At 36.5% G+C, this 1928-nt stretch carries 1 protein-coding gene; it reads right to left on the bottom strand.

Annotated features, from left to right (window positions below):
• Positions 1–102: 102 nt before the first annotated feature.
• Positions 103–1836 carry an IS1634 family transposase gene (locus tag HT703_RS10845; RefSeq protein ID WP_016399281.1) on the bottom strand — a complete coding sequence of 578 codons (1734 nt, stop codon included), beginning with the start codon at positions 1834–1836 and terminating at the stop codon, positions 103–105.
• Between the last annotated feature and the right edge of the window lie 92 nt (positions 1837–1928).

The following is a 1928-nucleotide window of genomic DNA, read 5'->3' on the forward strand; positions in this document are numbered from 1 at the left end:
TATAATCCCATCTTTGACAGTTTTTCGAAATCAAAGAGCCCCTAAATACTGATATGACAGCTTTTCGGAGCTCTTTTTCTCTTTTTAAAAAATGCGTACTTTTTATCTAGATTTGGTTTTCTTAAAAATTTTTTTCATATTTTTTTCGCTTATAATCTCAAAATCAGTTTGGAAACCAAATGCTTGGTGGAGTTGATCCGTGATAGTTGTTCTGGTGTAAGTTGGAAGATATCCTGCTCCATAAAGATGTTTGAACTTGTAATTGCGTAAGGTTTGGATGAGTTCTGAACAGGTGACTGTTTCTCCTAGTTGTTTTTCCAAGAGACGATAAATCATTAGTGCTAGGAAACAAATAGTGAAATGTGCTTGAATCCTATCTGAACGGCTGAGATAAACGGGTCTGGCTCGTAGTTCCTGCTTCATGATACGAAAACTCTCTTCAATTTCCCACCGCCTTTGATTGATGACTACAATTGTCTGGATATCTTCATCTAGATTAGTGGCTACGGCGTAGAGACCATCATATTGAGCCTCTTCTTGAATACGTTCCTCATCAAGAGTTAGAATCCTTTTCTCGGCGATTTCCCCTTCTTTGGTAGTACTTGTTTCTTTCAGAAATCTCTTAAAATCGGTTTGTCTCTTCTTGGTAGCTTGGCTGGGCTTGCCCAGTAACTTACTAGCCCGTTCAATCTGTCTCTCTCGTATCGTTCGATGATAGTCTTGATATTTAGTAGAAAAGGTCACAATCAAGCGTTGATTTGGTAAATCTTCATCATAAAAAGGAGATTCTTTAAAGAAGAGCTGTTTTTTTAATTCCTCTCTGTGCTCTAGCTCATCCAGATTGTAAAAGATAGGATTCTTATCCCCAACCATTCGCCAACCACTTTTATCCAAAGCCCAGTCTCTGTATTCTTTCTTTAACTTCTTGATAGATTGAGTTGTGACATAGGAACGTTCCCCAAAAGAATTGTACATCTTATTGGCTTTTGATGAGAGTCCAGCATCTGTACAGACTACAAATTTTGAAGCCTTGTACTCCTTGACAATCTTTCTTTCTAATGGTTTAAGAGTAGTTTGTTCATTTGTATTTCCAGGGTGGATACAGAAAGCTAGGGGAATTCCTTGTTTGTCCATAAAGAGTCCCATCTCCACAATTGGATTTGGGCGATGTTCTTTAGATGGACCGTATTGTCTCAGAAGTCCTTCCTCATCTTCAGCTTCAATTTCAAAATAGAAGTTAGTACAGTCATAGTAGAGAACTTCTGTCTGTCGTTGGGTCATCTTTTTTGAAGTTTGATAGGTTTGTTCTTGTATAAACTCTGTTTCATTAGAAATAACTTCAAGAGCCCGATAAAAATGTTGGAGTTCAAATTCTTTAGGTTCGAGTAATGTTTTTGAAAATTCTAGGGTGGATCGTTTTGAAGCAGGAGCTAGAATCCGTCCATAAATCAATCGAGATAGGATATCATCTAGAGAGAAATTAAAACGATGTCGTTTTTGGATTTCTTTGTTAATTCTAGGCAAATCTAGTTGATGATAGAGGTCTTGTAGGAAGAGATAGCCTCCATGATATTCGTTCAATTGATTTTGTTTTAACTGTTTGTTCTGACTAAAGGTAATGAGGAAATCTTTATTTTCTTCTTTTTCTTTCTCAGTTAATTCCTTGGCACGTAAACGAGCCCACTCAAGAGGTTCCATATCAGGATGTTCTTTTAAGAGTGTGTTATGATTGCCTAAGTTTTCTACGATAGTAGAAGTCCGTTTATTTCCAACCTTGATGTCTTTAATAATAGCGTAGTTGATAGTGTTTTTTGACTTTGATTGTTTCACTCTCATCTTTTTATACCTCGCTCTATTATAACAAAGTATGGAAAAGTACGCAAATAAAAAACGGTGAAATTTGACAAGAAAATCCCCTTATATCAACC

It is taken from the genome of Streptococcus sp. 3874, from assembly GCF_013276425.1.
Classification (GTDB): domain Bacteria; phylum Bacillota; class Bacilli; order Lactobacillales; family Streptococcaceae; genus Streptococcus; species Streptococcus pseudopneumoniae.